This window comes from Kitasatospora sp. NPDC048722 (assembly GCF_040650235.1).
GTDB lineage: Bacteria > Actinomycetota > Actinomycetes > Streptomycetales > Streptomycetaceae > Kitasatospora.
In genome coordinates this window covers 40,134-65,788 of sequence record NZ_JBEZGX010000050.1, presented here as the reverse complement: position 1 = coordinate 65,788, position 25,655 = coordinate 40,134, and the positions used below count along the sequence as shown (strand labels likewise).

The 25,655-nt window shown below is 72.7% G+C and carries 21 protein-coding genes and 1 pseudogene; 11 read left to right on the top strand and 11 right to left on the bottom strand.

The annotated features are described in order from the left end of the window. Window positions 1-426 precede the first annotated feature (426 nt). From AB0C76_RS30720 to AB0C76_RS30710, 3 genes are all read left to right on the top strand, one after another. Window positions 427-807 carry a hypothetical protein gene (locus AB0C76_RS30720; RefSeq protein ID WP_359971839.1) on the top strand — a complete coding sequence of 127 codons (381 nt, stop codon included), beginning with the start codon at window positions 427-429 and terminating at the stop codon, window positions 805-807. A gap of 403 nt (window positions 808-1,210) precedes the next feature. Continuing rightward, on the top strand, window positions 1,211-2,029 hold the full coding sequence (locus AB0C76_RS30715) for an SDR family NAD(P)-dependent oxidoreductase (protein ID WP_359971838.1): 819 nt from the start codon (window positions 1,211-1,213) through the stop codon (window positions 2,027-2,029). A gap of 521 nt (window positions 2,030-2,550) precedes the next feature. Then, complete coding sequence (locus AB0C76_RS30710) at window positions 2,551-4,047, top strand: hypothetical protein (protein ID WP_359971836.1); 1,497 nt, start codon at window positions 2,551-2,553, stop codon at window positions 4,045-4,047. Window positions 4,048-4,077: 30 nt separating this feature from the next. On the opposite strand, the gene AB0C76_RS30705 is transcribed toward AB0C76_RS30710, so the two are convergent. The 3 genes and pseudogenes from AB0C76_RS30705 to AB0C76_RS30695 form a co-directional block, all read right to left on the bottom strand. Then, window positions 4,078-4,281 carry a hypothetical protein gene (locus tag AB0C76_RS30705; protein ID WP_359971834.1) on the bottom strand — a complete coding sequence of 68 codons (204 nt, stop codon included), beginning with the start codon at window positions 4,279-4,281 and terminating at the stop codon, window positions 4,078-4,080. A 223-nt stretch (window positions 4,282-4,504) separates the two neighbouring features. After that, on the bottom strand, window positions 4,505-6,451 hold the full coding sequence (locus AB0C76_RS30700) for a potassium transporter Kup (RefSeq protein WP_359971832.1): 1,947 nt from the start codon (window positions 6,449-6,451) through the stop codon (window positions 4,505-4,507). Window positions 6,452-7,724: 1,273 nt separating this feature from the next. Next, window positions 7,725-7,949, bottom strand: a pseudogene (locus AB0C76_RS30695) (transposase); the annotation flags it as partial. Between the two features lie 92 nt (window positions 7,950-8,041). Here AB0C76_RS30695 and AB0C76_RS30690 point away from each other — a divergent pair. Then, window positions 8,042-8,539 carry a hypothetical protein gene (locus AB0C76_RS30690; protein WP_359971830.1) on the top strand — a complete coding sequence of 166 codons (498 nt, stop codon included), beginning with the start codon at window positions 8,042-8,044 and terminating at the stop codon, window positions 8,537-8,539. Between the two features lie 209 nt (window positions 8,540-8,748). Here the strand turns inward: AB0C76_RS30690 and AB0C76_RS30685 are convergent, their stop codons facing one another. The 5 genes from AB0C76_RS30685 to AB0C76_RS30665 form a co-directional block, all read right to left on the bottom strand. Continuing rightward, a complete protein-coding gene (locus AB0C76_RS30685) occupies window positions 8,749-9,261 on the bottom strand; it encodes a hypothetical protein (RefSeq protein WP_359971828.1) in 513 nt (170 codons plus the stop codon). Between the two features lie 37 nt (window positions 9,262-9,298). Beyond that, window positions 9,299-9,790: a WGR domain-containing protein gene (locus AB0C76_RS30680; RefSeq protein ID WP_359971826.1), complete on the bottom strand. Its 492-nt coding sequence runs from the start codon at window positions 9,788-9,790 to the stop codon at window positions 9,299-9,301. Next, window positions 9,787-10,392, bottom strand: coding sequence for a GNAT family N-acetyltransferase (locus AB0C76_RS30675; protein ID WP_359971824.1), 606 nt, complete (start codon window positions 10,390-10,392; stop codon window positions 9,787-9,789). Before AB0C76_RS30675 ends, AB0C76_RS30680 begins: the two co-directional genes overlap by 4 nt. 267 nt (window positions 10,393-10,659) lie before the next feature. Further along, window positions 10,660-12,639: a lamin tail domain-containing protein gene (locus AB0C76_RS30670; protein ID WP_359971822.1), complete on the bottom strand. Its 1,980-nt coding sequence runs from the start codon at window positions 12,637-12,639 to the stop codon at window positions 10,660-10,662. A gap of 135 nt (window positions 12,640-12,774) precedes the next feature. Further along, window positions 12,775-13,338, bottom strand: a complete 564-nt coding sequence (locus tag AB0C76_RS30665) for an SMI1/KNR4 family protein (RefSeq protein WP_359971820.1) — start codon at window positions 13,336-13,338, stop codon at window positions 12,775-12,777. A 418-nt stretch (window positions 13,339-13,756) separates the two neighbouring features. Here AB0C76_RS30665 and AB0C76_RS30660 point away from each other — a divergent pair, with 418 nt between their 5' ends. Next, window positions 13,757-14,035 carry a hypothetical protein gene (locus tag AB0C76_RS30660; RefSeq protein ID WP_359971818.1) on the top strand — a complete coding sequence of 93 codons (279 nt, stop codon included), beginning with the start codon at window positions 13,757-13,759 and terminating at the stop codon, window positions 14,033-14,035. Here AB0C76_RS30660 and AB0C76_RS30655 read toward each other — a convergent pair. Beyond that, complete coding sequence (locus tag AB0C76_RS30655; protein WP_359971817.1) at window positions 14,022-14,342, bottom strand: antibiotic biosynthesis monooxygenase family protein; 321 nt, start codon at window positions 14,340-14,342, stop codon at window positions 14,022-14,024. The two genes, AB0C76_RS30660 and AB0C76_RS30655, sit on opposite strands and share 14 nt — an antisense overlap. A gap of 155 nt (window positions 14,343-14,497) precedes the next feature. Between AB0C76_RS30655 and AB0C76_RS30650 the strand changes: the two genes are divergently transcribed. Continuing rightward, complete coding sequence (locus AB0C76_RS30650) at window positions 14,498-14,893, top strand: tautomerase family protein (protein WP_359971815.1); 396 nt, start codon at window positions 14,498-14,500, stop codon at window positions 14,891-14,893. Window positions 14,894-15,235: 342 nt separating this feature from the next. Here AB0C76_RS30650 and AB0C76_RS30645 read toward each other — a convergent pair whose 3' ends face one another. After that, window positions 15,236-15,874, bottom strand: coding sequence for a hypothetical protein (locus AB0C76_RS30645; protein WP_359971813.1), 639 nt, complete (start codon window positions 15,872-15,874; stop codon window positions 15,236-15,238). A 339-nt stretch (window positions 15,875-16,213) separates the two neighbouring features. Here AB0C76_RS30645 and AB0C76_RS30640 point away from each other — a divergent pair, with 339 nt between their 5' ends. Next, the gene (locus tag AB0C76_RS30640; protein ID WP_359971811.1) at window positions 16,214-16,369 is read left to right on the top strand and encodes a hypothetical protein; all 156 of its coding nucleotides are present in this window, start codon (window positions 16,214-16,216) and stop codon (window positions 16,367-16,369) included. 543 nt (window positions 16,370-16,912) lie between these two features. Here AB0C76_RS30640 and AB0C76_RS30635 read toward each other — a convergent pair. Beyond that, window positions 16,913-18,286: a hydrolytic protein gene (locus AB0C76_RS30635; protein ID WP_359971809.1), complete on the bottom strand. Its 1,374-nt coding sequence runs from the start codon at window positions 18,284-18,286 to the stop codon at window positions 16,913-16,915. Window positions 18,287-18,522: 236 nt separating this feature from the next. On the opposite strand from AB0C76_RS30635, the gene AB0C76_RS30630 reads away from it, so the two are divergent. The 4 genes from AB0C76_RS30630 to AB0C76_RS30615 all read left to right on the top strand — a co-directional run bounded on the left by AB0C76_RS30630 (window position 18,523) and on the right by AB0C76_RS30615 (window position 25,591). Further along, on the top strand, window positions 18,523-19,320 hold the full coding sequence (locus AB0C76_RS30630; protein ID WP_359971808.1) for a LuxR C-terminal-related transcriptional regulator: 798 nt from the start codon (window positions 18,523-18,525) through the stop codon (window positions 19,318-19,320). Window positions 19,321-19,501: 181 nt separating this feature from the next. Next, on the top strand, window positions 19,502-22,747 hold the full coding sequence (locus AB0C76_RS30625; protein ID WP_359971806.1) for a hypothetical protein: 3,246 nt from the start codon (window positions 19,502-19,504) through the stop codon (window positions 22,745-22,747). A gap of 40 nt (window positions 22,748-22,787) precedes the next feature. Then, window positions 22,788-23,498, top strand: coding sequence for a DUF4255 domain-containing protein (locus AB0C76_RS30620; protein ID WP_359971804.1), 711 nt, complete (start codon window positions 22,788-22,790; stop codon window positions 23,496-23,498). Window positions 23,499-23,512: 14 nt separating this feature from the next. Continuing rightward, on the top strand, window positions 23,513-25,591 hold the full coding sequence (locus AB0C76_RS30615; RefSeq protein WP_359971843.1) for an ATP-binding protein: 2,079 nt from the start codon (window positions 23,513-23,515) through the stop codon (window positions 25,589-25,591). The last annotated feature ends 64 nt before the right edge of the window (window positions 25,592-25,655 follow it).

Below are 25,655 nucleotides of genomic sequence, written 5' to 3'. Positions count from 1 at the left end.
AGCACCCGGGCGGAGTCGGGCCGGTCGGCCCACCAGCCGCCGTGGCCGGTGCGCTCGACGTGGGCGGCGATCGCCTCGGTGCCGGGCTCCTCGAACGGCAGCAGGCTGGCGGAGGGCAGGAGAGGGGTCATGGCGGTAGGGGCGGACACGGCACCAGTGGCTCACCGAACACCGCTCCGGTTCGCCGGATTGACGAAAGCCTGGCGCCGACCGGCCCGGCTCTGACGAATCCCTGATGCCGGTCCGGCCGTCGGCATTCGGGTGTCCGGCGCGGCACACCGTCAAGATTGCGTTCGGATCATGGCCGTGAGCATCAGGATCGCGTCAAGATCACGCCTTCCCCTCCCGTCCGGGTTATGAGCTGGAGACCCGCACCGCCGGCGCCCGCGGCCGAACCGGCACGAGTGGCACGAGGAGTACCCGTCCGTGCAGATGCACTCCGCCCGGCCCGGCGGCCACGCGTACTACCCGGTGCTCCGGCGGCTGTCACTCGGAACGTCCGTCGCCGCCGTGCTGGTCGCGGGGGCAGTTCTCGCAGCCGGCCTCGCCCTGGCCGCCGGGGTGCGCGCCGGGTGGCCCGCCGTGGGCGCGTACGCCGCGCTCTGCGCCTTGACGGGGATCGTCTCCCGACCGCAGGCCGCGCCACTCACGGCCTTCGACGGCTTCACCGAACACCGCTACGCCGAACTCGGCTGGTCGGGCGCCGAGGCAGGTCATCTCGCCCTGTTCGCCGCCGCGGCGCTGGCCACCGGCCTGCCCGCCGCGTGGCCGCGACGACGAGTGCGGTTGGCGACTCTGAAGATCTGACGAATCGTCCGGTCGGCATCAGGGTTCCGTAAGGAGGGCGGGGCGGACTTGCTCCGGATGCCCGGGCCGACTTTGATGGAGGACATGAACCGCTCGACGCGCCACCACGACCGCCCGCCGCATACGCGGCCGCGGGTCGTCGCTGTCGCGGTCCTCAACACGGGCCGGTAGCACGGGACTTCTTCCCGCACACCCAGGGCCCGGGCGAACTGCGCCCGTCACGGCCGGAGTTCGTTCCTCTTCCCCGTCACCTGTCCCGGCGCATCGTTGCGCAGCCGTCCACGGACGGATCAGGGCCGGTGCGCCTCTCATCGCAGCACACTTTCCGCACGGACGGCACCTGCCGGGCGCGGCCTCGCGCCCGGCGGCACCCCGTCCGTGCCCTGTCACCCTTGGATGGGTCATGTCCGACGCCGTTCTGTCCACCCGCACCGCCCTCGTCACCGGCGCCTCCTCCGGCATCGGCTGGGAGACCGCCCGCCTGCTCGCCGGGCACGGCGCCACCGTCCTGGTGCACGCCCGGACGGCCGCCGAGGCCGGGGACGCCGTCGAGCGGCTGGTCGCGGCCGGCGTGCGGAGGGACCAACTCGTCGAGCTGGCAGCCGACTTCACGCACCTCGCCGAGATCGCCGTGCTGGCCGGCACGGTCGTCAAGCACTACCCGGCGCTGGACCTGCTGGTCAACAACGCCGCCGTCATGGCTCCCGAGCGCTGCACCCTCACCGACGACGGCAACGAGATCTCGCTGCAGGTCAACTTCCTCGCCGCGCACCTGCTGGCCAAGCTGCTGCGCGCCCCGCTCTCGGCGGCCGGCGACGCCCGGATCGTCAACGTCTCCTCCTCGCTGCACCGCACCGCCTCGATGAACTGGTCGGACCCGCACCGGGTGAAGAAGTACTCCCGGCTCGCCGCCTACGCACAGTCGCAGCTCGCGCTGACCATGGACACCTGCGACATGGCCCCGGCCGGATCGGGCATCACCGCCGTCAGCCTCAACCCGGGCCAGTGCGACACCGCGCTGCTCCCGCTCTACGGGCGGGTCGGTGCTCCGGCCGCCGAGGGCGCGGCAGCCGTCGTCAAGCTCTGCCTGCCGGACACGGCGTTGATCAACGGCGAGTACTACGACGGCGGCGACCTCGCCCCGACCGCCGCGATCGCGCAGGAGGAGCGCTCGCAGCGGCGCCTCGCCAAGCTCGCCGACCAGCTGGTCGCCCAGGCCTGACCCGGACCCGACCGTACCGAGGAGAACGCACCCGATGTCCAAGCGCGCCCGCAAGAAGAAGGCCCGCCGGAAGAAGAAGGCGAACCACGGCCGCAAAGCCGGGCAGAGCTGACCCCGTGATCTCACCCGGTGCCGCGTGCCACCGGCATCGGGTGATCCTCAGCGGCCCCTGGTGGCCTCGTCCGGACTGTGGCGGACGACGGACACCGGGGGCCGCCGCATGCCCGGTCGGCACGGCGACGGCGACACGGGGAAAGGGCGCCGCCAATGCTTCGTCAAGATGGCCGTCGCCCGCGTCAAGGACGCGTCAGGACAGGCGGACGGATGTTCGGTCGCACCTAGTGTGAGCTGCGAGGAAACGGTTCGCTGCCCGAGCGTGGGGCCCGGCGGCGGACCGCTTGCCGAACTCCGATCCCCGGCGGGCTCCGCCGGGCTCCGCCGGGGACGGTTCGGCGACCAGTGTGAAAACAGGGGGAGGGCGCGCGGCGATGCCAACGGGAACGTCGAGCGGTACGGCAGTCGTGGAGAACACGGTCACGTCGGAGACGGCTCGACCGGAGACGGCCGCGCCACTCCCCGCGCCGCGCGCCCCCCATCACCGGCTCGGCCGCTCCTGGCGCAGCCGGGCCTGGTGGAACACCCCGCGCCTTGTGCGCGGGCTCACCGGCCTCTGCCTGGCCGCGCTGCTCGTCGCCGGCACCGCGACCGCCGCCGTCCTGGGCGGCGCCCGCGACGGCACGGACGTAATCGGCCACCAGGCCGCCCCGCAGGTCGTGCGCTCGGCCGACCTGTACTTCGCGCTCAACGACATGGACGCCCAGGCGGCGAACCTGTTGCTGTTCGGCGCCGATCCGGACTACACCACGCTGCGCAAGGAGACCCTGGACACCTACGAGCAGCGTCGCACCCAGGCGGACACCGACCTCCAGCGCGTCACGGAGGCGGTGGCCGGCGACGCGGCCGGGCAGCGGGCCGTGCAGACCGTCATCGGCGAACTCGGCCGCTACGAGGCCCTGGTCGCCCGCGCCCAGCTCCTGGAAGAGCAAGCCCACGCCCCGGCCGGCCGCCCGTCCGCAGACGCCCTCGCGGCCTACCGGCAGGCGACCGACCTGCTGCGCCAGCAGTTGCTGCCGGCCGTCGACGACGTGACCAAGGCGAACGCGGCCGTCGTGGACCGCAGCTACGCGGACCAGCGCGGCGCCCTGGCCGGCGGCTGGTGGTGGATCCTGCTCTCCGGCCTGGTCGCCCTGGTCGCGCTCGGGCTGCTGCAGCGGCTGCTCGCGGTGCGTTTCCGGCGGCTGGTGAACGTTCCGCTGGCCATCACCACGCTGCTCACCGTCGTGGGCCTGGTCGCGGCATTGGCGCTGGCCTCGCGCGCGGACGACCAGTTGGTGGTCGCGAAGAGCAACTCATTCGACTCGGTGATCGCCCTCAGCCGGGCGCGCGCGGTGGCGTACGACCTCAACGCTGACGAGAGCCGTTACCTGACCGACCCGTCCCGGGCGGCGGCCTACGAGCACAGCTTCCTCGACAAGACCCAGTCCTTCGCCAGGGTCGACGGCGCCACCCTCGCCACGTACGACGCCAAGCTCGCAGCGCTGGCCGACCGGCACCGGGCCGACCACGGTCAGGTCGGGTTCGGTGGGTACCTCGGCGACGAACTGCGCAACATCACCTTCCCCGGCGAGCAGGACGCGGCGGAACGCGTGCTGGCCGCCTTCCAGCAGTACCAGCGTGACGACCGGAAGATCCGCGAGCTGAATACCCAGGGCAAGCTCAAGGAGGCCGTCACATACAACACCGGTCTCACCCCCGGCCAGTCGAACGCCGACTTCGGCATCCTCAGCGCCGCCCTCGACGACAACCAGGCGATCAACCAGCGGGCCTTCGAGGCCGCAGTCGCCACCACCGACGACGACCTCGACGCCATCACCGCCGGCCTCGGCGCGGCGGCTCTGACGGTGGCGCTCGTCCTGACCGCGCTGGGTGTGCGGCCGCGCCTGCGCGAGTTCGCCTGACCGCGGAGGCCGGGCTCGGGCGCAAGACGCTCAGCTGCGGCGTCGCGCCGGGACGAACGCGGTGAGGACCGCGCAAACGGTCGAGCCGAGCAGCATGCCGATCCACGGTACGCCGCCGCCGGGACGGTGCGTCACCAGCGCGCAGACGAAGTAGCCGATTCCACCGCCGACGAAGAAGAAGGCGAAGGCACGAAGCGCGGGCTGCCACCTGCGGCGGGCTGATCCTGAGGTCACGGTAGGGATTATGCACACGGAGCGGCGGAGGCGGACGCGGCCCCCGGCACGATTCCGGATGGGAACGGGGGAGCGGTGTACCTGGCGGATCCGAGATCCAGCGCAGGGTGGTGATGCCTCGCGCCGGTCCTGGCGTGTTCATCTTCCGGGCGTTCCGCCGCAACGACTGGCTGTGACCAGGACGGGCCGGGGGGCGAATCGTGACCGTCTGCGGCCGGTGCACCTACACCTCGACGTGCGAGCCCATGATGACGGTGCGCTCGCGGGGGAGACCGAAGTATTCGGCGGCGTCGGCGGTGATGTAGGAGGTGGCGATGAACAGGTGCTTGCGCCAGGGCGCCATCGTCGGTGCCTGCCCGCGCCGCAGCTCGATCTTCGACAGGAAGTAGGACGTCTGGTCCAGCTGCAGCCGGCCCTCGGCTTCGGCCGGATCGAGCATCGCCAGCGTGGCGGGCACGTCCGGTGTCTCCATGTAGCCGAACCGGGCGGTGACGTGGACGATCCCGTCGTCGGCGTAGCCGAGGTCGTCGACGGTGATCCGCTGATCGGCCGGGACACGCGGCACGGTCTCGGTCTCGATGGACAGGATCACGACGTGGTCGTGCCGTACGTGGTTGTGTTCGACATTGGCCCGCAGGGCCAGCGGCGCGGTCTGCTTGCCCCGGTTGAGGAAGACGGCCGTGCCCGGGACTCGCAGCGCCGGTACCTCGCCGCTGTGCAGGTCCTCGATGAACGCGCGCAGCGGGCCTTCGTGCCGTGCCCGCTCGGCGGTGACGATCGCGCGGCCGCGCTGCCAGGTCGTCATGACGGTGAAGGCGGTGATGCCGATCAGCAGGGGGAGCCATGCGCCGTGGAGGAGCTTGGTGGCGTTGGCGGCCACGAACAGCAGGTCGACGGTGAGCAGCAGTGTCGCGCCGGTGGCGACGAGCCACATCGGTGTGCCCCAACGTGCCCGTGCGACGTAGAAGAACAGCAGGGTGGTGATGGTGATGGTGCCGGTGACCGCCATGCCGAAGGCGAAGGCGAGCGCCGCGGAGCTGCGGAAGGCGAAGACCAGGGTGAGGACCGAGACCATCAGCAGCCAGTTGATCCAGGGAACGTAGATCTGGCCCATGGTCGACTCGGAGGTGTACGCGATCCGCAGCCTCGGCAGGTAGCCGAGCTGAGCGGCCTGGGAGGCGACCGAGTAGGCGCCGGTGATCACCGCCTGCGAGGCGATCACGGTCGCGGCGGTGGCCAGCACGACCATCGGCAGCCGTGCCCAGCCCGGCGCGAGCAGGAAGAACGGCCCGCTGATGGTGTGCGGGTCCCCGAGGACCAGCGCGCCCTGGCCGAGGTAGCTCAGCACGCAGGCCGGGAACACCAGGAACAGCCAGCCCCGGGTGATCGGGCGGCGGCCGAAGTGGCCCATGTCGGCGTAAAGCGCCTCGGCGCCGGTGACCGCGAGGACGACCGCGGCCAGGGCGAAGAAGGCGGTGCCGAAGTGGCCGAACAGGAAGCCCAGCGCGTAACTCGGTGACAGCGCCCGGAGGATCTGCGGGTGGTCGGCGATGCCGGACACTCCGCACGCGCCGATGGTCATGAACCAGACGATCATCACGGGCCCGAACACCCGGCCCACCGCCGCGGTCCCGCGGCGCTGGACAAGGAACAGCACGATGATGATCACCGCAGTCAGTGGAACGACCGTGCTCTCCAGCGAGGGCTCCACGACCTTGAGTCCCTCGACGGCGGACAGCACCGAGATCGCCGGGGTGATCATGCTGTCGCCGAAGAACAGCGAGGCGCCGAAGATGCCCAGCGCGGCCAGCACCGCCGTGGTCCTGCGGCTCCGCTGCGAGCCCCATCGCCGCAGCAGGGTGATCAGTGCCATGATGCCGCCCTCACCCTCGTTGTCGGCACGCATCGCCAGCAGCACGTAGGTGACCAGCACGATGACCACCACCGACCAGAAGACGAGCGAGACCACCCCGTACACGTTCTCCGTGGTGACCGGGACGGGGTGCGGGTCGTCCGGGTTGAACACGGTCTGGAGCGTGTAGATCGGACTGGTCCCGATGTCGCCGAAGACCACACCCAGGGCACCCACGACCAGCGCGAGGCGCGCCGTGTCCTGCACGCCCGGATGCCGAACGTCGGCCGGCTGCGGTGCGGCACCGTGATCGGCCAAGGGTGACCTCCTTCGTGCGGAATGCTGTGACGCAGCCCGGGTTCATCAGTTCGGATGATCATCGCACGCGTAACCAAAGGGGGCGGACGCGCCGCGTCGTCGAGCTCTTGGAAGGCCGGCGCCACGCCGGATCCGGGGCGCCTCCTGCCGCGGCCGACCGGAGTGTGCAGTCGGTGAGCGCGAGCTAGCGCGGACGGGGTGGCAGCCGACGCGCTCCAGGAGCCGCCCTGTGACGGCCCGAAGCTTGCTGTTGCTGTCCCGTGGACCGGTTGACCCTGGTCCGCCAAGCGCGAGGCCTGGTCGGCGGTGACGCGCGGATCGAGGAAGACCGATCCGACCTGCCGGGCGTCTGAGCCAGTTGAGTCGAGGAGGCCGCCGTAGTGACGGCTGGCGAGAAGGGCCCGGTGGTGACCTTCGACACCGGAGGGCGCGTTCCGACGGAGACGCCAAGCTCGTCAGCGAATGGACGGTAGGTAATCAGGGCGGTCTGGGCGTGGGTGAAGCAGACGGTGCAGGGGTGGCCGCGCACGGCAGTGGTCCCGGACGGACGTCGCGATGCCGCGGCCGGTGCTTACGACCTTGGGGGCGATCGAGATCGGAGTGTGCTGGCCGTGCGGTTCGGCTGGTGGTCGATCAGCAGGCGGCCTGCCGGACGAGCTCCGGTTCGGTGCCGGCCTTGCGGTGGGTGACCTTCGGGCGGAGCGGTCGGGGACCAGTCCGGCGGTCGCGAGATGAGTCTCGGCGTAGCTCTCGCGCCGACCGGTCAACCCCTGGAGCGGCCGCCGCTCTTGGGTTCGGCGTTGGCGTGCTCGACGCGGATCGGAGCCGGGCCGTTCACGCAGTGCCGACTCCCGGGCCGTTTCCCACTTCGGGGCGAGTTCTTCGAGTAACTCGCCGCAGTGCGCACGAGAAACCCCGGACAGGCCAAGATGGGAACGGCCGCACGAACCCAGGCTGGCCTCACAACTCACCCAACCCGTGCGACCGTTCCTACATCTCGGCACCGTGCCGACGTCGAGCAGGACGAGGTGGACGCCGACGACCAGCGTCAGCGGATCCGTCTACGGCTGGTGAGGCTTCGTGTCGGCCAGGTCGGTGAGTACGTTGAAGTCGATCACTGGGAGGACCCCTCGATCTTTCGGGCGGGAGTGCCCCGCGGGTCGGTTCAGCCTTCGCCACACGTCCGCCACGAGCAGTCGGCTGGCGGGCGCGTGGAAGTGCTGAACCAGGGTGTCGCTCGAAGCCCAAGTGGGCTGGTGAAACGCCGAGTTCATGTGTGGGCGACGATGACCAGCCAGGTCCACAGGTCGGCGGTGTCCGGTGCGCGGAAGTGCGGCGCGGTCCAGCCGAGGGTGCCCTTGAGTAGGCGGAAGGTGTGCTCAAGGTGGAACCTGCGCAGAAAGGTGCGCCAGATCCGGTCCAGATGGACGGTGTCGATGCCGGTGGCAGAGGACCATAGCCACAGCGGCTTCGCCTCGCGCTCGCCGGGCAGGTGATCGCTGCTCGACGGCGGGCAACTGCACGGGGAGACTCGTCACCAGCGGCCGTTCCTTCAGCTTCGTCACTCGACATCTCGAATACCTCGCCAGCGTGAAGGACATCAAGGTCGTCGCCGTCTCCGGCGAGGACCCGAAGACGTGGTCGGTCAACCAGGAGTTCAGCTACCTCGGCGGTCCCGTGACCGCCCCCAGCACGCAACGACGCAACGATCTCCTTGGCTCGTGGAACACGAACCCGCTCCGGTCGCTCACCTACACATCGCCCGACAACGGCCCGTTGTACGACCAGGGGAACAAGCAGATCGTCGAAACCACCGTGACCATGTCGATGAACGTCACATGGCCCAGCGCACCCGCGAGGGCATGGCAGGATACGGACGCCGCGCACTCCGACGTCCGCTTCGACTACGCCGGCCCCGTCGCAGGCAAGTACAAGGCCACCGTCTTCACCGGCGCCCGGGTCGAGCTCGTCATGAAGCTCTCCGACCCCGCAGTCCGGGAGAGCGCGCAGCACGTATCGGACGCGCAGAACAACCCCGAACGCACCTTCCCCTCCTTCAACGCCAAGACCATCTCGGGGGCAACGTAGCCGCTGCACCGCCTCATCGACCGAGAAGAACAACAGAAGAACCGTGCCGCCGCCATCAAGACCTGCGAAGACGTGTGGGGCGACTATTCCAAGTCCGGCCTGGAGGCTCTCGGAGGGCATGGACGTACCCGAGGAGCTGGCGTCCAGGTTCAAGTTCGCGCGCCAGAAGTCGAAGCTGGCCGGCGGGATCCGCGGTTCCTTCTTCGTGATCAAGGGCGAGTACTGAGCGCTTCCGGCGACGCTGCGGTGATCCCCACGCGCGGGCTGCCGCTTCCTCGGCTCCTTCGGCCGACCAGGAAGGACAGCACCTCGGCGCACGACACGGTCGCGCCGGGCTGGAGGCGCGTGGTTTCCCCGCGGAAGTTCCGCACGTCCAGCCAGCTCTGCGGCGATGCCTCCGCCAGCACGTCCAGGAGCTCCTGGAGGTCGGCCGACCGGTGGACCTTGAACGTCGGTGCTGGTCGGTAGTGCGACGGCCGGATGTCGAAGCGCAGGTCGACGGCCGGGTACGGCGCTCGTCCCCAGTCGCTGTGGGGCAGCGAGGCGTGACCGTGGATGCGGGCGTCGACCAGCACCTCCGGGTCCTCGTCCCCGATCTCGCAGTCGAAGACGGGGAAGGCCGTCGCCACCCGCGCGGCCACTTCCGGGTGGGCGGCGCAGGCCCGGCCCAGTGCCGGCGAGCAGAACAGCGCGTGGTCGAAGGACCCGACCGGGTCCGGCAACGGCACCTTGTGGTGGGACCGGCCGTCGAAAGCGAGGTCACGCCTGGGGGAGAGGAACTCCAGGAACGCTGCGACGGTCCGGTTCGCGGTGGCCGGCGGTGCGCACCGCGAACCGGACCGCGCTGCGTCCCTGGTCGCGCAGTACGTAGTACTCGTAGAAGCCCATGGGGTGGTCGGGTGAACGCTCGCAGCGGTAGACGTCGTCGAAGCCGTCGACCGGTTCGTACCGGACTGGCGGCGCGTACCGACCGACACCCCTGGCGAGGACGTCCAGAACCGGTGCGCCGGCCTCGGCTTCCGCCGGGTCGTGGGGCGGGTCGACCTCGGCGAAGCCCTTGCGGAGACGGTCCTTGACCCTGCGTGCGGCGTGGCCTCGCGCCTGCTCCTCGTCGTCGAGCGTCGTCGTGCTCGCCTTGCCCGGGACGCGGTCGGATCCCCACCTGAGGAAGCAGCGGATCCCCTCCTGGCGGATCTCCCAGTAGTCGAGCACACCCGCCTCTTGCCGCTCGAACCGCCGCCATGCGGTCATCCGGCCTCCTCCCCTTCGCACGGCTCGGCACCGTCGGCGCTGTCGAGTACGGGGTCAACCGGCGGTGTGACCGGGGACCACACGCCGAACCACTGCTCGGCGCCGTACTCCTCGAAGCGGGCCACCTCGCTGAACCCCAGCTTCGCGGCGACGCGCAGCGAGGCGTGGTGGGCAGTCCGGGTGCTGAGCACCACCGGCTCCCCGGGGAGCGCGTCGGCGAACCAGTCGAGTGCGGCTGCGCACGCCTCGGCGGCGTATCCACGTCCCCACGCCCGCGGCAGGAACATGTAGCCGAGCTCGGCCTCGCCGCCTTCCGGACGGACGTGTCCCGGGCGCTCCGCGTCGCGCGGGTCGAGCGTGATCATGCCGATCATCGCTCCGGCGAGCTCGACCACGAAGAAGCCGAAGCGCCGCCCCGGCACCTCGGGCACCGCACGCTCCAACTCGTCACGCGGCCGGGAGCCACCGACGTAGGTGCCCACCTCCGGTGAGGCGAACAGCTCGATGACCGCCCCGCGGTCGCGGGCCTCGGACCCGCGGAGCAGGAGCCGCTCGGTCCTGATCGGGGCGGGTGGCCAGACCACGGGTGCAAGATCGGTCATGGCGGGCAACCTATCGCAGGCTGTCCCGCCGAGCATGAGCCTCACATGGTGGACCCGGCACGAGGTGTCAGTGCCGTCCGTCATCAGCTGGCTCCGCAAGGTCGGACTGCCGGAGGACCGCGCCGAGTTCCGGCGGCTGGTGGGCTGACGGCGATCCCGAAGGTGAGCATCAGCGCGGAGATCGGCGCCGGGGACGACGAAGCTCCTGGCTGTCGGCGGGTGTGACCCGGGGCGGCCAGGAGCTTCGTCACCGTGTGGTGCCGGGGGTCAGCAGGGGAACGTGCCGCTGTAGAGCGCGTGCCCGTAGGAGGAACTGCCGCTGCCGAAGCCGTAGATGCCGTCGTCGGCCCAGACCGCCTCGCGGAAGCCGTTGACGCAGGTGGAGGCCGGGGCGAGGGCGAAGCCCTCCAGGTTGTCGACCGGCATGACGGCCGGGTTGGTGTAGGTCACGTCCGGGACGATCGCGCCGGCGGCGTTGACCTTCAGGAAGGTGTGGGTCTCGCCGCAGGTGTTGTCGCAGGTCGCGACGACCCGCTGGGTGCCGGCGTCGAACGTCACGTCCATCACGGAGACCTGGCCGGTCGCGATCGTGCCGAAGGTGGTGAACGTGCCGTCGGAGTTGAGGCCGTACACGTGCAGCGTGCCGTCCCACTCCAGGCCGGCGAAGTACAGGCCGGCGCCGTGCAGCGGGTAGTCGGCCGGGTCGTAGGCGGCGCCGGTGAGCGGGTCGGTCCAGCCGTTGGCGGTCAGCCAGGTGTCCGGGACGTAGCCGACGCCCTCGAAGCCGAGGTTGGCGTCGCTCTTGCTACCGGTGTCGAGCTGGGGGAACTGCGCGGTCATGTCCCACTGCCGGACGGGCATGAGCGTCGAGCCGGGCGCGGCCGGGTCGAACTCCATGATGGTGTCCTTGGGGACGGTGTTGTCGGTGTTGTCGCGCTCGGACGTGACGTAGAGGTGACCGTTGCCGCCGACCGTCAGTCCCTCGGAGTCCGGCTCGCCGGTGCCGCCCGCGAAGCGGATCTGCTTGCCGGTGGCGCTCCAGGACGGGTCCGGGATCCACTTGCCGTTGTTCTTGACCAGCTTGTACAGCCGGTTCTTGTTCTTGGCCGCCCACAGGACCGACGGGTTCGCCGGATCGAACGCGAGGCCGCTCAGGTCACGGCCCTCGGGGCCGGTGGACGTGGTGAACGCGCAGACGTCGTCGGCGATCGTGACGTCCAGGCCCCCCGGCCAGGCCAGGGTGCCCGCCGGGGTGGAGCCGGTGCCGCTGGGCGCCTCGGGGGTGCAGCCGCTGGTGAGCGAGCCGCCGCCGCCCAGCAGGTGGCCGGTCTGACCGCCGCCGCCGCCGTTGCCGCCGCCGCCCGTGCAGGAGTTCGCGCCGCCGGGCGTCGCGGTCGTGGAGGTCCGGAACCAGCCGGTGCCGTTCGCGCAGCGCTCGGTCGACGGCTTGGCGCCGCCGGTGGCCCAGGTCACCGAGTCGACGGTGTTGCCGTTGCCGTCGAGGAGGAAGACCGAGTCGTTGTCCCCCAGCCCGAGGGCCGAGTTGAACGTGGCGTAGCCGCCTGCGGGGATGGTGGTCGCGCTCGGCGAGGACGACGCGATCGAGACGGGGGAGTGGGCGGTGTCGTTGTCGACGTACTTCCACGACCCGATGCCGACGGCGCTCGTCCCGCCGTTGTACAGCTCCACGGTGTCCGCGCCGTCCGACGTGACCTCGTTGATCCGCACCCGGCTCGCCGCCGGGGCGGAGGACGGGCAGCCCGGGGCGTTCGCGGCGCCGAACGTGGTCGCCACGGTCGTCGTCACCCACGCCCCGGTGCCGTCGCCGCCGCAGCGCGCCATCGCCGGTTTCGCCCCGCCGCCGGCCCACTCGACCCGGTCGACCACCGTGCCGCCGGAGGTGTAGATCACCACCTTGTCCGAATCACCCAGGCCTTTGGGCGAGTTGAAGGTGACGAAGCCGCCGGCCGGGATCGTGCCGGCGGACGGGCTGAACGGCTGCGGCGCGAAGCCGTCGTCCGACATCTTCCAGCCGCTGATGCTCACCGCCGTCGTACCGGTGTTGTACAACTCCACCGTGTCGTTGTTCGCCGACGTGACCTCGTTGATCCGAACGTTCTGGTAGCCGGCCGGGTCCGCGGCGGCCGCGGGCTGCGCGGCCACCACCCCGGTGACGACCAGTCCTGAGAGCGTCAGGACCGCGGCGCAGACGGAGGCGACGCCTCCACGCGAGTGTGAGGTAGGCATGCTGCCGAACTCTGCTGACACAACGTTGAGACGCCGTGTACTCCGGCTGAATACCACCTGCTGACCACCGGAACGTTCAGGCGCGAACCGCCGTCAGGCTCGGGAACCCGTTCGGCCTGCGGCGAACGCGCAGGGTCAGAGGCCGGGCCAGGGGGTGATGCCCGCTCCCCTGAGCCGCCGCTCCTCGCGCCAGTTCAGGAAGACCGGCCGGTCACGGGAGAACATGCCCATCGGTTGAGGGCTGATCCCCCCGGTCAGGAACCCGACGAGGAAGTCGGCCATGCCGCAGTCGTACGCGGTCCAGTCGCCGTAGCGGTCGAGCACCAGCGTGGTCCATTTGTCGGGGTCCGGGTCGGCGGTGTCCCAGAAGGCGTGGCCGGCGCTGCAGTCCGTGGCCCACGAGATCCGTCCGTGCAGAGGAGGGAGGTTCCCGTCGGCGTCCGGGTCGAGCAGGGCGTGCCCGTCCTCCGTCAGCTCCTCGAAGCCCAGGGGACCGCCAGGGGGTGCGGCGACCTTCAGCGGCAGCCCGATGGCGAACGAGGCGTTGATCGACCCGCCACCGTACGTGGACACGAAGTCCCGGTAGTCCAACGGGAACCGAGTGCCCCACCTCGCGGCCGCCTCGTCCCAGTCGACGGGATCGCCGGCTCCCGGGTGCGGCGGCAGTATCCCGGTCAGCCGGGCAACGCTCGGGTGCATCGGCAGCGCCTCTCGGAGGGCTCGGACAGCGGCCCGCCGAGCGTTCGTACAGATCCTGTGGACCGGCTCAGCGTAACGGCCCGTCCGTCCGGTGATGGGCTTGCGGTTCCGGACCGGGCGTTCGGACCCGGCGGTCGGACGATCGTCACTGGTGGTCCGGCGGGGACGTCGTGATGACGGTCGGAAACGTCGACCCGAGCCCGACCCCCGGGGCTGGTGCACCCGCCTGGGGTTCCTGACGGATCGCCGGGGGCGGTGAGGACCGTGCGGCGAGGCGGACGGCGGCCGAAGGAGTGGTTGACCGTCCGCTGAGCGTGAACGCGGCGGCATGTCTGGGTGGGTGGGACGCGCGGTCTGGTGGGGTTGCCGGGCAGTTCCGGCGTGGTGCCGGACGTCGCTTTCGGGACAGGAGACCACGGTGATCGTGCGCATCATGGGCGAGGGGCAGGTGCGGCTGGCCGACTCCCACTTCGCCGAGCTGAACGCGCTCGACGACGAGTTGCTCGCGGAGATGGAGAGCGGGGACGAGGAGGGCTTCCGGCGGACCCTGGGGGAGCTCCTGGAGGCGGTGCGACGTCTCGGCACTCCGTTGCCGGACGACGCTCTGGAGCCGTCCGAGCTGATCCTTCCTCCTCCCGAGGCCTCCCTTGAGGAGGTCCGCGAGATGCTCGGAGGCGAGGGCCTCATCCCGGGCTGATCAGCCGTCGCGCCGGTGGCCGGCGCCCACCTTCGTCCGCCCAGGCCACCGGCTCGGCCTCGACCTCGATCACCCGCGCCGGACCCGCGCGGAACGTCGGGCCGGCGGCGTTCGCGGCCAACGCCTCGCTTGACGAGCGGAGTTCGGTGAGGACGAACCGGTCCGGACCGCCGACGAACCGGTGCAGGTCGTACTGCAGGCATCCCCGTTCGGCCCGCACGAGCGGCGCGAGGCGTCCGTAGGCGTCGATCTGCTCCTGGCCGCGGCCCGGGAGGGTGGTGATGTGGAGGCGTATGGCCTGCGGCATGTGAGCGAGCGTAGATCGGCGAGGCCCGCCGGGGGACCGGGAGCCCACCTGGCAGACGCATCTGTACCTACTGGTATGTACAATCATGGGCGGATGGAACAGTCCCACGGCCGTGGCTCCACGGCGCGTGGTCGGTCGATGGGGAGGGACCCGCCATGCCGTTCGTCCGGATCGATGCCCTGCGGGCCGACGGCGCCCGCCTGGACGCACTCGGCCGCGCGGTGCACGAGGCCCTGATGGAGACGATCGGCATTCCGCCGGACGACCTGTTCCAGGTCCTGGTCGGTCACGACGGCGTCAACAGCACGCTGCGGTACGGGGATTACCTCGGCGTGCAGCGTGACGAGGGCATCGTCTACATCGCGATCACCCTGCGCGCCGGTCGGACTCCCGACAGGAAGCGCGCCCTGTACCGGCGGATCGCCGAACTCGCCGAGCAGTACGCGGGCACCGAGCCGCGGAACGTGTTCGTCACCCTGACCGAGAACGCGCCGATCGACTGGTCGCTCGGCAACGGACTGGCGCAGTACTCCCCGTCGTCGGACGGGTGAGGCGCCGCCGGCGGCTTCGCGCCGGCCGGCCGCTGCCGTTCATGGACGAGCCGATGCCGCCGGCCATCGGCCGGTACCGGGGGGGAGCACACCAAGGCCTGGGGGCCACGGACGCGGAGCTCGACGGCCATGGGGTGTCGGCCGTACGGGTCAGGGCGCGGACGGGCGGGGCCGGGCCGGTCGGTCACTGAAGACTGCTCCTGCAGGCGGACGAGGAGCCAGGCTCCCAGGCCGCCGCAGTGGCTGTCGTCGCAGGGGAGGCCACGGCCGTCAGCTCGGCCCGGCCGCCGGATCACCGACGACGGCGCCGGCCGGCGTGCCGGAGAGGGTCGCGCGTGTCGGTCACAACTCGCCGCGCAGGCGGGCTGCCGTGGTGGCGACCAGGTCCGGGAAGCGGTGCACCGGGACGGCCGGCGAGGCGCCGATTCCGAGGGCGCCGTCCGGCACGTACGCGACGTGGCAGCGCAGGCACAGGTAGGCGGCGCTCCAGGCGGTCGCGAAGGAGGGGTACACCACCGAGTGCGCCTGGAAAGCCTCCTGGGCGCGGCGGCGGGACTTCGCGCGATTGATCAGCATCATCACCGCCGCGCAGACGAACGGGCCGCCCAGGACGGTGAACGCGATCGCCGTGTTCTGTCCGGCGTTCTTGTCGCCGGACGTCAACAGGTACGGCAGCAGGACGACCCCCCAGGCCGCCGCGACGGCCAGGATGACCGCGAGCCCGCACCCGCCGCCCGGCTGCGCGAGCCGCGGCGGGGGCGGCGGCGCGATGTGGGACGCCAGCAGACTGCTGGTGGAGCCGGAGCTGTGGACGGTCGAGCTGCCGAAGCTCGGGATGACCCCGACCCCGCGCGCGTACGCGACGCCCGAGGAGTAGCCGGTGCTGGTTCCGGAGTACGTGCTGGTCTGCGACTCGTAGATGCTGGGGACGCTCCGCACCTGGTCGAGCGTCCCGCATTGCGGGCAGTTGATCCGGCTCATGTGTCCCCCCGAGGTCGACCTGACGGCATGACGGCAGACGATCATGGCACAGGCGGCACGAAGGGGCACAACTGTGCACACGTCCAGGGTGTGTGAGGAGCCGGCGCGCGTGCGAGTCGGCACCGGGGCGGTCATGGCGGCGGACGAGGTCGGCGACTCCCTCACGGTGCGTCCGCCGGTTCCGCTGGAGGACGGCCGCACGGTGGTCGACCAGGTCCGGGCCCTCCTTGACGCCGAGGTGATCGAGGAGGTCGTCACGCGGGGTGCACGACGCGGCGCTGCCCGGGCACCGCTTCGAGGGCCTGTCGGGCAACGCCGTCGGGTCCGTGGGGCGAGGAGGTGCTGCACGCGCTGGTCGTGCTGGAGGGGCGGCCGGTGGAGAGGGAGGGGAGGGTCCCGCTGTGCGAGGTGGTCGAGTCATCCCGGTCCGTGCCGGCCGAGGTGCTGAAGGACCGCCGGCCCGCGGCGTTCGTTCTCGGTGAGCACATGGAGTGAGTGGCCGACGGTCGGGGTGACGTCCGGGGCCGCCGGGGCGCGGGTGGGGTTGGCCCTGGCCCCGGCCCCGTCGCGCGTTCGGGGGCGGTTCGGGGAACGCGAGCGTCGAGTGGGGCTTCCTCGGTGTGGCGGTCCGGTCTTGTGGTGATTCGGTGTACGTACGGCCCTGGTGCCGTCTTCGGTGCGGGATCAGCGCAACGCTGAGTCCGGATCGACGGAACGTCAGCAGCGCGTCGGGGGCACATCGAGCCGTCCGCGCGGGGACGGGCCGGCTGCCCGCCGGGGCCCGACAGGGTTCCCCGGGAGGGCAGGGTGGGCGTGCGGGGGCCGGTCGACCGGAGTTGGCGGTCGGTGCCCGAACGAGCGAGGGTGTCCACCGAGTGTTGACATGGTCACGGGGTGCGGGAGGGGAATCGGGGAGGGGGAGATCGCGGAGGTGGGCGGGCCCGTTCCGGCGGAAGGGTCCCGTTGACACGGGTGGGGCGCCGGGTGCACCTTTCCGGTCCGGTTCCCGGGGGAACGGACGTCAGGACGCGCGCCGAGTCAGTTTCCCTGCCTGATGTCGCTCAACGCTCCGCTGATGTTGAGGAGTTCGTGGCACGCCGACGCCTGCTTTCCGGAGGCCGGGGTGCCGGGCGTCTCACAGGTCACGTTCACCGTCACGGCCTGGTCCTCCGGGACCTGGATGGGAGTCACCCAGTGGTAGTCCTGGTTGCGGAAGGTCTCCAGCGCGATGGTGGTGATCGTCTGCTTGCCGGCGGTGATGGTCAACAGCCCCTGGTCCCCCTGGAAGTTGGCGGCCACGATGTCGGTGATGTCGAAGACCTTGCCGTGCGGCACCTGGTAACTGCCGGACGACGAAGCGGCGTTCGCGGTCTGCACGTCGATCGTGGCGGAGCTCTGCTGTCCGGTGCCCGGCACCGCCAGGCCCGGGCCGGGGCCGCCGCGGCCGCCGGTGGTCGGCTGCCCGGCTCCCGGCTGCGCCGCGCTCGGCTGGCCGGCGCCGGGCTTCCCCTGGCTGGGGGCGCCCCCGGGGGCCGGGGCTCCCGGGGGCGCGCCGGCGGCCGGGCCGGGGGTGGCGCTCTGCTGGGCGACGGCCTGTTCGGCGGCCTGCTTCGCGGAGCTGCGCACCGCCGGGCGGACGAGGGCGAACCAGGCCAGCAGCAGAGCGATCAGTGCCGCCAGGAGGGCGAGCAGCCACTTGGGGAAGATCGGGAGCTGAAGGAACTCTCCGCTGAGGAGCGGTCGCTGAGTCACCGTCGGAACGTCGGCGGGGGTGCCGGTGCTCCCGGCCGGTTCCTTCGCGGGCTTCACCTCCTCCGGGACCACCGTGACCTCGAACGGCCAGGACGCCTGCTTGCCGAACCAGATGAGCTTGCGGGCGCGTGCCTGCAGGCGCACCTCGCCGGACTCGCCGGGTTCCAGGCGCAGCTTCTCCGGAGTGACCTTGAACCGCAGGTCCTCACCGGCCTGTCCGGGCGTGAACACCACTCCGCCGGGGGCGTTCCCGAGGTTGCGCACCGACGTCCGGTAGCGCCCGCGCAGCCAGCCACGGCGGCGGCGCGGGGCGATCGCGGCCTGGAGCTCCTGGAACGGGGTCACGGTGACGGTGGTCTCCGGGACCGTCACCAGCTCGGGGCGCTCCGTGGGCAGCACCCGGATCCCGAGCGGGAATTCACCGGCGCGCGCGGTGGGCGACCGGGGCGGGGCGAGGCGCACCGTCACCGTCGTGGACGTTCCGGGGTAGAGGGAGACGCGGGCCGGCTCGACCGTCGTCCACGCGGCGCAGTCGCCGACGACCTCCAGCGAGTACGCCTCGACGATGTCGAGACCGTTGCGCACGGTCAGCGTCGTGGTGGCCACGCCACCGGGCGCCACCGTCAGCGTGGGCAGGCCGAGTTCGGCGGATGTGGTCATAGCGTGACGGTAGGACCGCCGACCCGTCCGCGGAGAGGGCCGTGCGGGCAAGCCGTGGGCCGCACCCCTTGCCCCGCGCGGACAGGCCGCCCTCGTCACGGGCGGACGACGCACCCCCGTCCGGTGCCGCCGCGCAGCAGCGCGCGAGCCGGGCGCCCCCACTCAGGCCCACGGCCGGTCCCGCCCCGCGGCGGACGGCCGTCACACCGCAGGTCCACTGCAGAATGGAGTGTTCGATGACGTCGACGTCGACCGATGCGTCCCGCGAGGAAGCCGCCACCACCCGGCGGACCCCGGTGGCGCCACGGTCCGGCAGCGCCCGTCCGTCCGGTGCGGCGCGCGTCCCCGTCCAGCCGGTGCGCGGTGCGGCGGGCCGACCGTCCGGCGCGGCGGGCCAGGTACCGGGCAGGCCGGGCCAGGTGCGCGTGGCCGTGTACGCGGAGGACCTCATCCTGCAGACCGGCGTGGTCCAGCAACTGCGCCAGCGGCCCGAGGTGGAGCTGCTGAACGAGTCGGACGCGGGGAAGGCGGACGTCTCCCTGCTGGTGGTGGACGCCCTGACCGACGTGGTGGCCGAGCGGCTGCGCCGGCTGCGGCTCGCCACCTCGGGCCGAATAGGCCTGGTGGTGGGCCATTTCGAGGCCGGCGGGCTGCAGACGATCGTCGAGCACGGGGTCGCGGCGGTGCTGCGGCGCTCGGAGGCGGATCAGGACCGGCTGGTGCACCTCATCACCGCACTCGCCAACGGTGAGGGCGTGATGCCCGGGGACCTGCTCGGCGAACTGCTCGACCGGATCGGGGTGCTCCAGCGCACGATGCTCGACGGGCGCGGGCTGACCCTGTCGACGCTGACCGCCCGGGAGGTGGAGATGCTGCGGCTGGTGGCGGAGGGCTTCGACACGAGCGAGATCGCCGCCAAGACCTCCTATTCCGAACGCACCGTCAAGAACGTGCTGCACGAGATCATCACGCGGCTGGGCCTGCGCAACCGGGCGCACGCGGTGGGATTCGCGATGCGACGCGGACTCATCTGAGGGGCGGTGCGCCGGGGCCCGCCTTCGAACCCCCGTCGGCAGGCGGGCCCCGGGGCCGCGGCGTCCTGCCCTCCGGGGACAGCGGCCGCTACCCCCGGATCGGGTGCCCGGGCCCTGTTCCCGGGCGCCCGGGCCGGTGAGACTGCCGGGGAGACCGCCCCTGCAACCTGTGAGGTCGAGCGTGACCGGCGCCACCGGCACTCCCCGCTCCAACCGGCGGCCGGCCCGGGCCGCCGTCGCCGTCCTGCTCGCGCTGGCGGCGGCCGTGCTGACCCTGGGCTCCGCCCCCGGAGGGTCGGGCGGCCGCGCCGCCCCGGCCGTGACCGCCGACGCGCCCGGTGGACGGATCGTCTTCGCCGGCACGAACCACCGCGGCCTCGGCCGGGTGACCGGCGCGGCGGACAGCACGCCGCTGTTCGGTCCGGGGCCGATCCACTTCGACCAGGACCCCTCGGCCCGGGGCGGCGAGCTGGTCTTCACGAGCCTGCGCGACGGCCCGCTGCCGCAGGTGTACCTGCGCGACGCGGCCGGTGCGGTCCACCGGCTGACCACCGGCATGGACACCGCCCACCCCGCGCTCGCGCCGGACGGCAAGGCCGTCGTCTTCGAGGCGCTGGAGCCCACCGGGACGGGCGGCACGTCCCAGCACGTCCTGTGGGTGGTGAACCGGGACGGCGGCGGCCTGCGACGGCTGACCGACGGTGCGGCCGACGAGACGCACCCGACGGTCTCGCCGGACGGCAGGTGGGTCGCGTACGCGTGCACGGGCGACCCTGCGCACACCCAGGTCTACCTGCGGCCGTTCGCCGGCGGCCCCCCGACCAGGATCACCAACGTGACCAGCGGGAACGCCGTCGACCCGACCTGGAACCCGCTCGACGACAACGAGCACCGCAACCAGATCGTCTACACCTGGGACCAGGGCGACAAGGGCCGGACGCTCATCCTCACCTCGCCCACCGGCGGGGAGAAGGCCTTCTTCCCCGGCACCGGCTCGACATGGAGGACCGGCTCGGCCTCCTGGCTGGCCGACGGCACCGGCGTCCTCTTCCTCAGCCCCGACCCGGCCACCCCCAACCCCCCGGCGGATCCGTCGCAGCCGCCGGTCGTGCACCTCTACCGCGCGCCGACCTGCGACTGCACCGCGCCCCAACTGCTCTACAGCACCGATCGGTTGATCGCGACGCCGACGTGGCTCGGCACCCAGGCCGAGGGTGGCCCCGTGGTGGAGCAGACCAGCGCGTCCGCCGCCAACGTCGCCGACCTCCAGGACGTCCGCCCCGACGGCGCCGATCCGCGCGACCTCGGCATCAGCGTGCTGAGGGAGGACCCTGCCGCCGACACCAACACCAGCACCGACCCGGCGGCCGACCCGCTCTTCCACCCCCGCCCCGGCTACGACCCCTGGTACGAGCGGCAGGCCTACACGCCCGACGGCCGCCAGATCGTGGTGACCCGCTACGAGGACTCCCCGGCCGGCCGGATCGAACGGATCTGGATCGTCGACGCCGACGGCTCGAACCCGCACCCGGTGAACCTGGCCGGGCGCCGCCCGGGCGACCGCGACACCGACCCCTCCCTCTCGCCGGACGGCAAGCTGATCGTCTTCAGCCGCAGTTCCCCGGGCAGTGGCCAGACGCCCGCGCGGCCGGGCCGGATCCTGATCGCGGACGTGTCCACGGGCGCCGTCGTGGGCGCCGTCGACCCGCCGGCCGGACAGCAGGGAGCCTCGGACGGCGAGCCCTTCTGGTCCCCCGACGGCAAGCTGATCGCCTTCTCCCGGACGGCCGTGGTCGACGGCAACGCGGGCAACCTGCACGTCTGGACCGTGCCCGCCGACGACCTCACCCGGCAGAGGGACCTCAGCAAGGCGATCTGCCCGGGCAACTGCAACGTCATCGACGACAGCCCCGTGTTCTCGCCCGACGGCCGCCGCATCGCCTTCAACCGCAAGGCGGGCGACGGCGGGAACAACCGGCAGGACGGCGTGCTGGTCACCTCGCCCACCGGCGCCGACTGCACGGTCGTCCTGCCCGCCGGGCTCCGCGACGACAAGGGCGCCTGCACCCGCACGCTGCCCGACACCTCCGCCACCGGCCCGTACCAGCCCCGCGACGTGGCCTGGACGGCGAACGGCGCTCAGTTGGTGCTCACCTCGCGCCGGGCGCTGCCGCCCAACTCGCCCGAGGGGCTGGGCATCTACGACGTCGCCGACGGCACGCTCACCCCGCTCGACCGGCGTCTGCCGGGACGCCAGAAGGAACCGTCCGTCCAGCAGTCCGTCGACCTCGGGCTGAAGGCGCCCGCCCGGACCCCCGACGTCCCCGTCGACACCGCCACGGACGTGCCGGTCACCGTCACCAACAAGGGCCCCGCCCCCTCGCCCGGAACGGCGCTCACCGTCTCGGTGCCGACCGGCGCCCGGCTCGGCGGCCTGAAGACCCCGGTCGGGACGTGTGACGCCGCCGCGCTGCGCTGCGAGCTCGGCACCCTGGCGCCGGGCGCGGAGGTCCGGGTGACCGCCACGCTGATCGGCGCCCGCAGCGGGCCGCAGCCGTTCGGCTGGAGCGTCACCGGGACGGTCGTCGACCCGAATCCGGAGGACGACTTCGCCGAGACGGTCCTGCCGGTGCTGCAGGCGCCGAGCCCGACGCCGACGCCGACGCCTTCGCCCACGGCAACGCCGACGCCTTCGCCCACGCAAACCCCGACGCCGACGTCGCCGGCTCCCGCACCGCCGCCCGGCTCGACCGAGCCCCACGGGCAGCCGGGCCCGCAGCCGGCGGCCGGCCCCGGCGTGGCCGTCGCCGCCCAGCCGGACCCCGGCTACGTCGGCGGCCACGTCACCGTGACCTACACCGTGCGCAACAGCGGTCAGGCCCTCGCCACCGGGCTGCGCCTGTCCCTCGGGCTGCCCCCGGGCGTGCCCACCGAGGCGCTGCCCCCGGGCTGCCGGGCGGGGACCTGTGCGCTCGCCGACCTGCGGCCCGGCCGCAGCCAGGTGGTCCGCGTGGTGCTGTCCCCCGTGGCGCCGCTCGACACCACCGTCACCGCCGAACTCACCACCACCGGCACCGACGCCGCACCGGGACCGCACCGGGCGAGCACGCCGCTGCGCATCCTCCAGCCCCGCATCGTCGCGGTGCCGCCGATCGGCAAGCCCGGCTTCGTCACCTCCGTCCGCGGCGTGGACTTCCCGCCCGGCGCGCCGGTGCGGTTCACCTGGCAGCCCGGCATCACCGCCTCGGCGGCGCCCACCTACCCGCGGGCCGACGGGACGTTCGCCGGGCAGCTGCTGATCCTCCCCAAGGACGAGACGGGCCCGCGCACCATCACCGCCGACGGTCCCGGGTTCTCGCCGGTGACCTGCCCGTTCCTCGTCGTGGAGGGCAGTATCGGCCCGCCGGGGGAGGTGGAGCGGCGGTGATCGGCGTGATCGCCCCGTTCGCGGGGGAGGCGGTGCGGCGGTGATCCACGAGGTCGACGAGGCGTTGCGCCTGTTGCTCGCCGAGGCCGGTCTGCCGGAGCGCGGTGTCGAGGTGGTGTTCGACGCGCCCACGCGGGACCTGGCGGCCCGGCGGGTCGCGCCGACGGTCGACGTGTTCCTCTACGGGATGCGCGAGGACACGGCCCGTCGGCAGGCCGGCGCCGCTGCCGAGTACGACGAGGAGGGGGTGGTGGTCGGCCACCGGGCCGCGCCCCGCTGGTTCGAGCTGGCCTACCTGGTCACCGTCTGGACCAACCGGCCGCAGGACGAACACCGGCTGCTGGCCGAGGTGCTGCAGTGCCTGACGGCCGTGGACGCGCTGCCCGCCCGGGTGCTGACCGGCACGCTCGCCCGGCTCGGGCTGACCGTCGGCCTCGACATCGCCGGGCGCGACTCGGGCCTTCCGTCGGTGTCCGACGTGTGGTCCGCGCTCGGCGGGGAGCTGCGGCCCTCGATCGACCTGAGAGTGCTCGCCCCGCTGGCCGGCGCGCTGAGCCCGGCCGGACCGCCCGTCACCGAGGGGCTCGTCGTGCGCGCCGAGGACACCACCCGGGACCACCCGGCACCCGCCGGGCACCCGGGCCGCCGACTGCGCTACCGCGGCGGCACGGACCCGGGCCCGGACGGCTTCGCCGCGCCGCGGGAACGCGGGCTGCCGCCGGGCCGCCGGCCGCGTGGCGGGACGCGGTGAACCCCCGCGCCGGGGTGGCTCCGGCTCACGTCCCGTCGCGAGCCGCGTCCCAGCCCCCGGCCGACCACCTGTGGGAACGGCTGCACCGGGTCGAGCAGCGCGTCCGCACCGCCGTCCACGAGCGCCGCGCCGCCGACCCCGACCCGGACGACCCCTACCGCGGCCAGTACCTCGGCCCGGAGGCGGTCGAGCGGATCCTGGCGGCCTCCGCCGCGACGGGCCGTGGCGGCGACCGTACGGACCCGCCGCCGCCCGGCTCGCGGCTCGCCCGGCTCTGCGCGGCCTTCGGGCTGCTCCCGGTGGACCTGGACCTCCTCCTGGTGGCCCTCGCGCCCGACCTCGACACCCGCTTCGAGCAGCTCTACGGCTACCTCAACGACGACCTGACCCAACGCCGGGCGACCATCGGCCTGGCCCTCGACCTGTGCGGACTGCCCGCCGCCGGCGCCGGCCGCCTCCGGTTCTCCGTGCGGGCCCCGCTGATCGCCGGAGGCCTCCTGGAGATCACCGAGCCGGAGCGCCCGCTGCTCTCCCGCCCGCTGCGCGTGCCGGACCGCGTGGCGGCCCACCTGCTCGGCGACGACGAGCCGGACGACGCACTCGCCGGGCTGGCCCGCCGGGTCGCCCCCGGCACCGGAGAGCCCGTCGACCGGCTGCGCTCGCTCGCGGCGGACGGCGGGCTGGTGCACCTCCTGGACCGGAGCGGCCACGCCGGCCCCCTGGCGGTGGCAGCCCTGGCAGCCGACGGACGTCCGCCCCTGGTCGTGGACGCGGCCGTGCTGGCCGCCCGTCCGCAGGGCGCCGTCGTGCGGGTGCTCGCCCGCGAGGCGCGCCTCGGCGGGAGCGGTGTGGTGCTCGGCCCGCTGGACCGGCTCGAACCCGAACGGCCCGAGCGTGCCGCCCTGTTGCGCGAGCTGTGCGCCGCGCTCGCCGGCGTCCCGCTGATCGTGCACGGCCCGCAGGTGTGGGACCCGGCCTGGGCCGACGAGAGCCCGGTGGCCGTCACCGTCCCCCCGCCGGACGCGCACGGGCTTGCCGAGCAATGGGCCCGCGCACTGGGAGGCGTGCCGGAGGAGGACGAACCGAAGCCGCTGAGCGAGGAGTTGGCGGAGGCCGTGGCAGCCTACCGGCTCGACCGCGACAAGCTGCGGCGGGCCGCCGCCGTGGCCGCCAGGACGGCGGCGGCCGAGCAACGGCCGGTGCGCGCCGACGACGTGCGGGCCGCGGTCCGGGCCCAGAACGCGGCCGGTCTGGCCCGCCTCGCCCGCCGGATCGAGCCCGCGGTCGGCTGGTCCGATCTGGTGCTGCCGCCGCCCACCGAGGGTCGGCTGCGGGAGCTCGTGCTGCGGGCCCGCCACCGCGACCAGGTGCTCGGGCAGTGGCGGATGCGCCCCGGCGGCGGCCGGGGGAACGGCGTGATCGCCCTGTTCGCGGGGGAGTCGGGCACCGGGAAGACCATGTCGGCGGAGGTGGTCGCCGCCGAACTCGGCATGGAACTGTACGTCGTGGAGCTCTCCACCGTGGTGGACAAGTACATCGGCGAGACCGAGAAGAACCTGGAACGCGTCTTCACCGAGGCCGCCCAGGTCAACGGCGTCCTGCTGTTCGACGAGGCGGACGCGCTGTTCGGCAAGCGCTCCAAGGTCGAGGACGCCCACGACCGCCACGCCAACCTGGAGACGGCCTACCTGCTCCAGCGAATGGAGTCCTTCGACGGCATCGCCGTCCTGACGTCCAACCTGCGAGCCAACCTCGACGACGCGTTCACCCGGCGGCTGGACGTCATCGCGGAGTTCCCGCTGCCGGACGAGGCGCAGCGGCGCCTGCTGTGGGACCGCTGCCTCGGACCGTGGCTGCCGCGCGGCGACGACCTCGACCTGGACTTCTGCGCCCGGAACTTCGAGCTCACCGGCGGCTCCATCCGGGCCTGCGCGGTCTCCGCGGCCTACCTGGCCGCCGGGACGGGTGCCCCGCTGGGCATGGCGCAACTGGTCGCGGCGGTGGTCGGCGAGTACCGCAAGCTGGGCCGGCTGGTGCTGGAGAGCGAGTTCGGGCCGTGGCTGGGCGTCCTCGGGGACGCCGGGCACGGCTGAGCCCGCCCGGGGCGTCCGGGCCGGCTGTGCCGTCTGCGGCGCTTGTGGCTGCCCGCCGGGGACA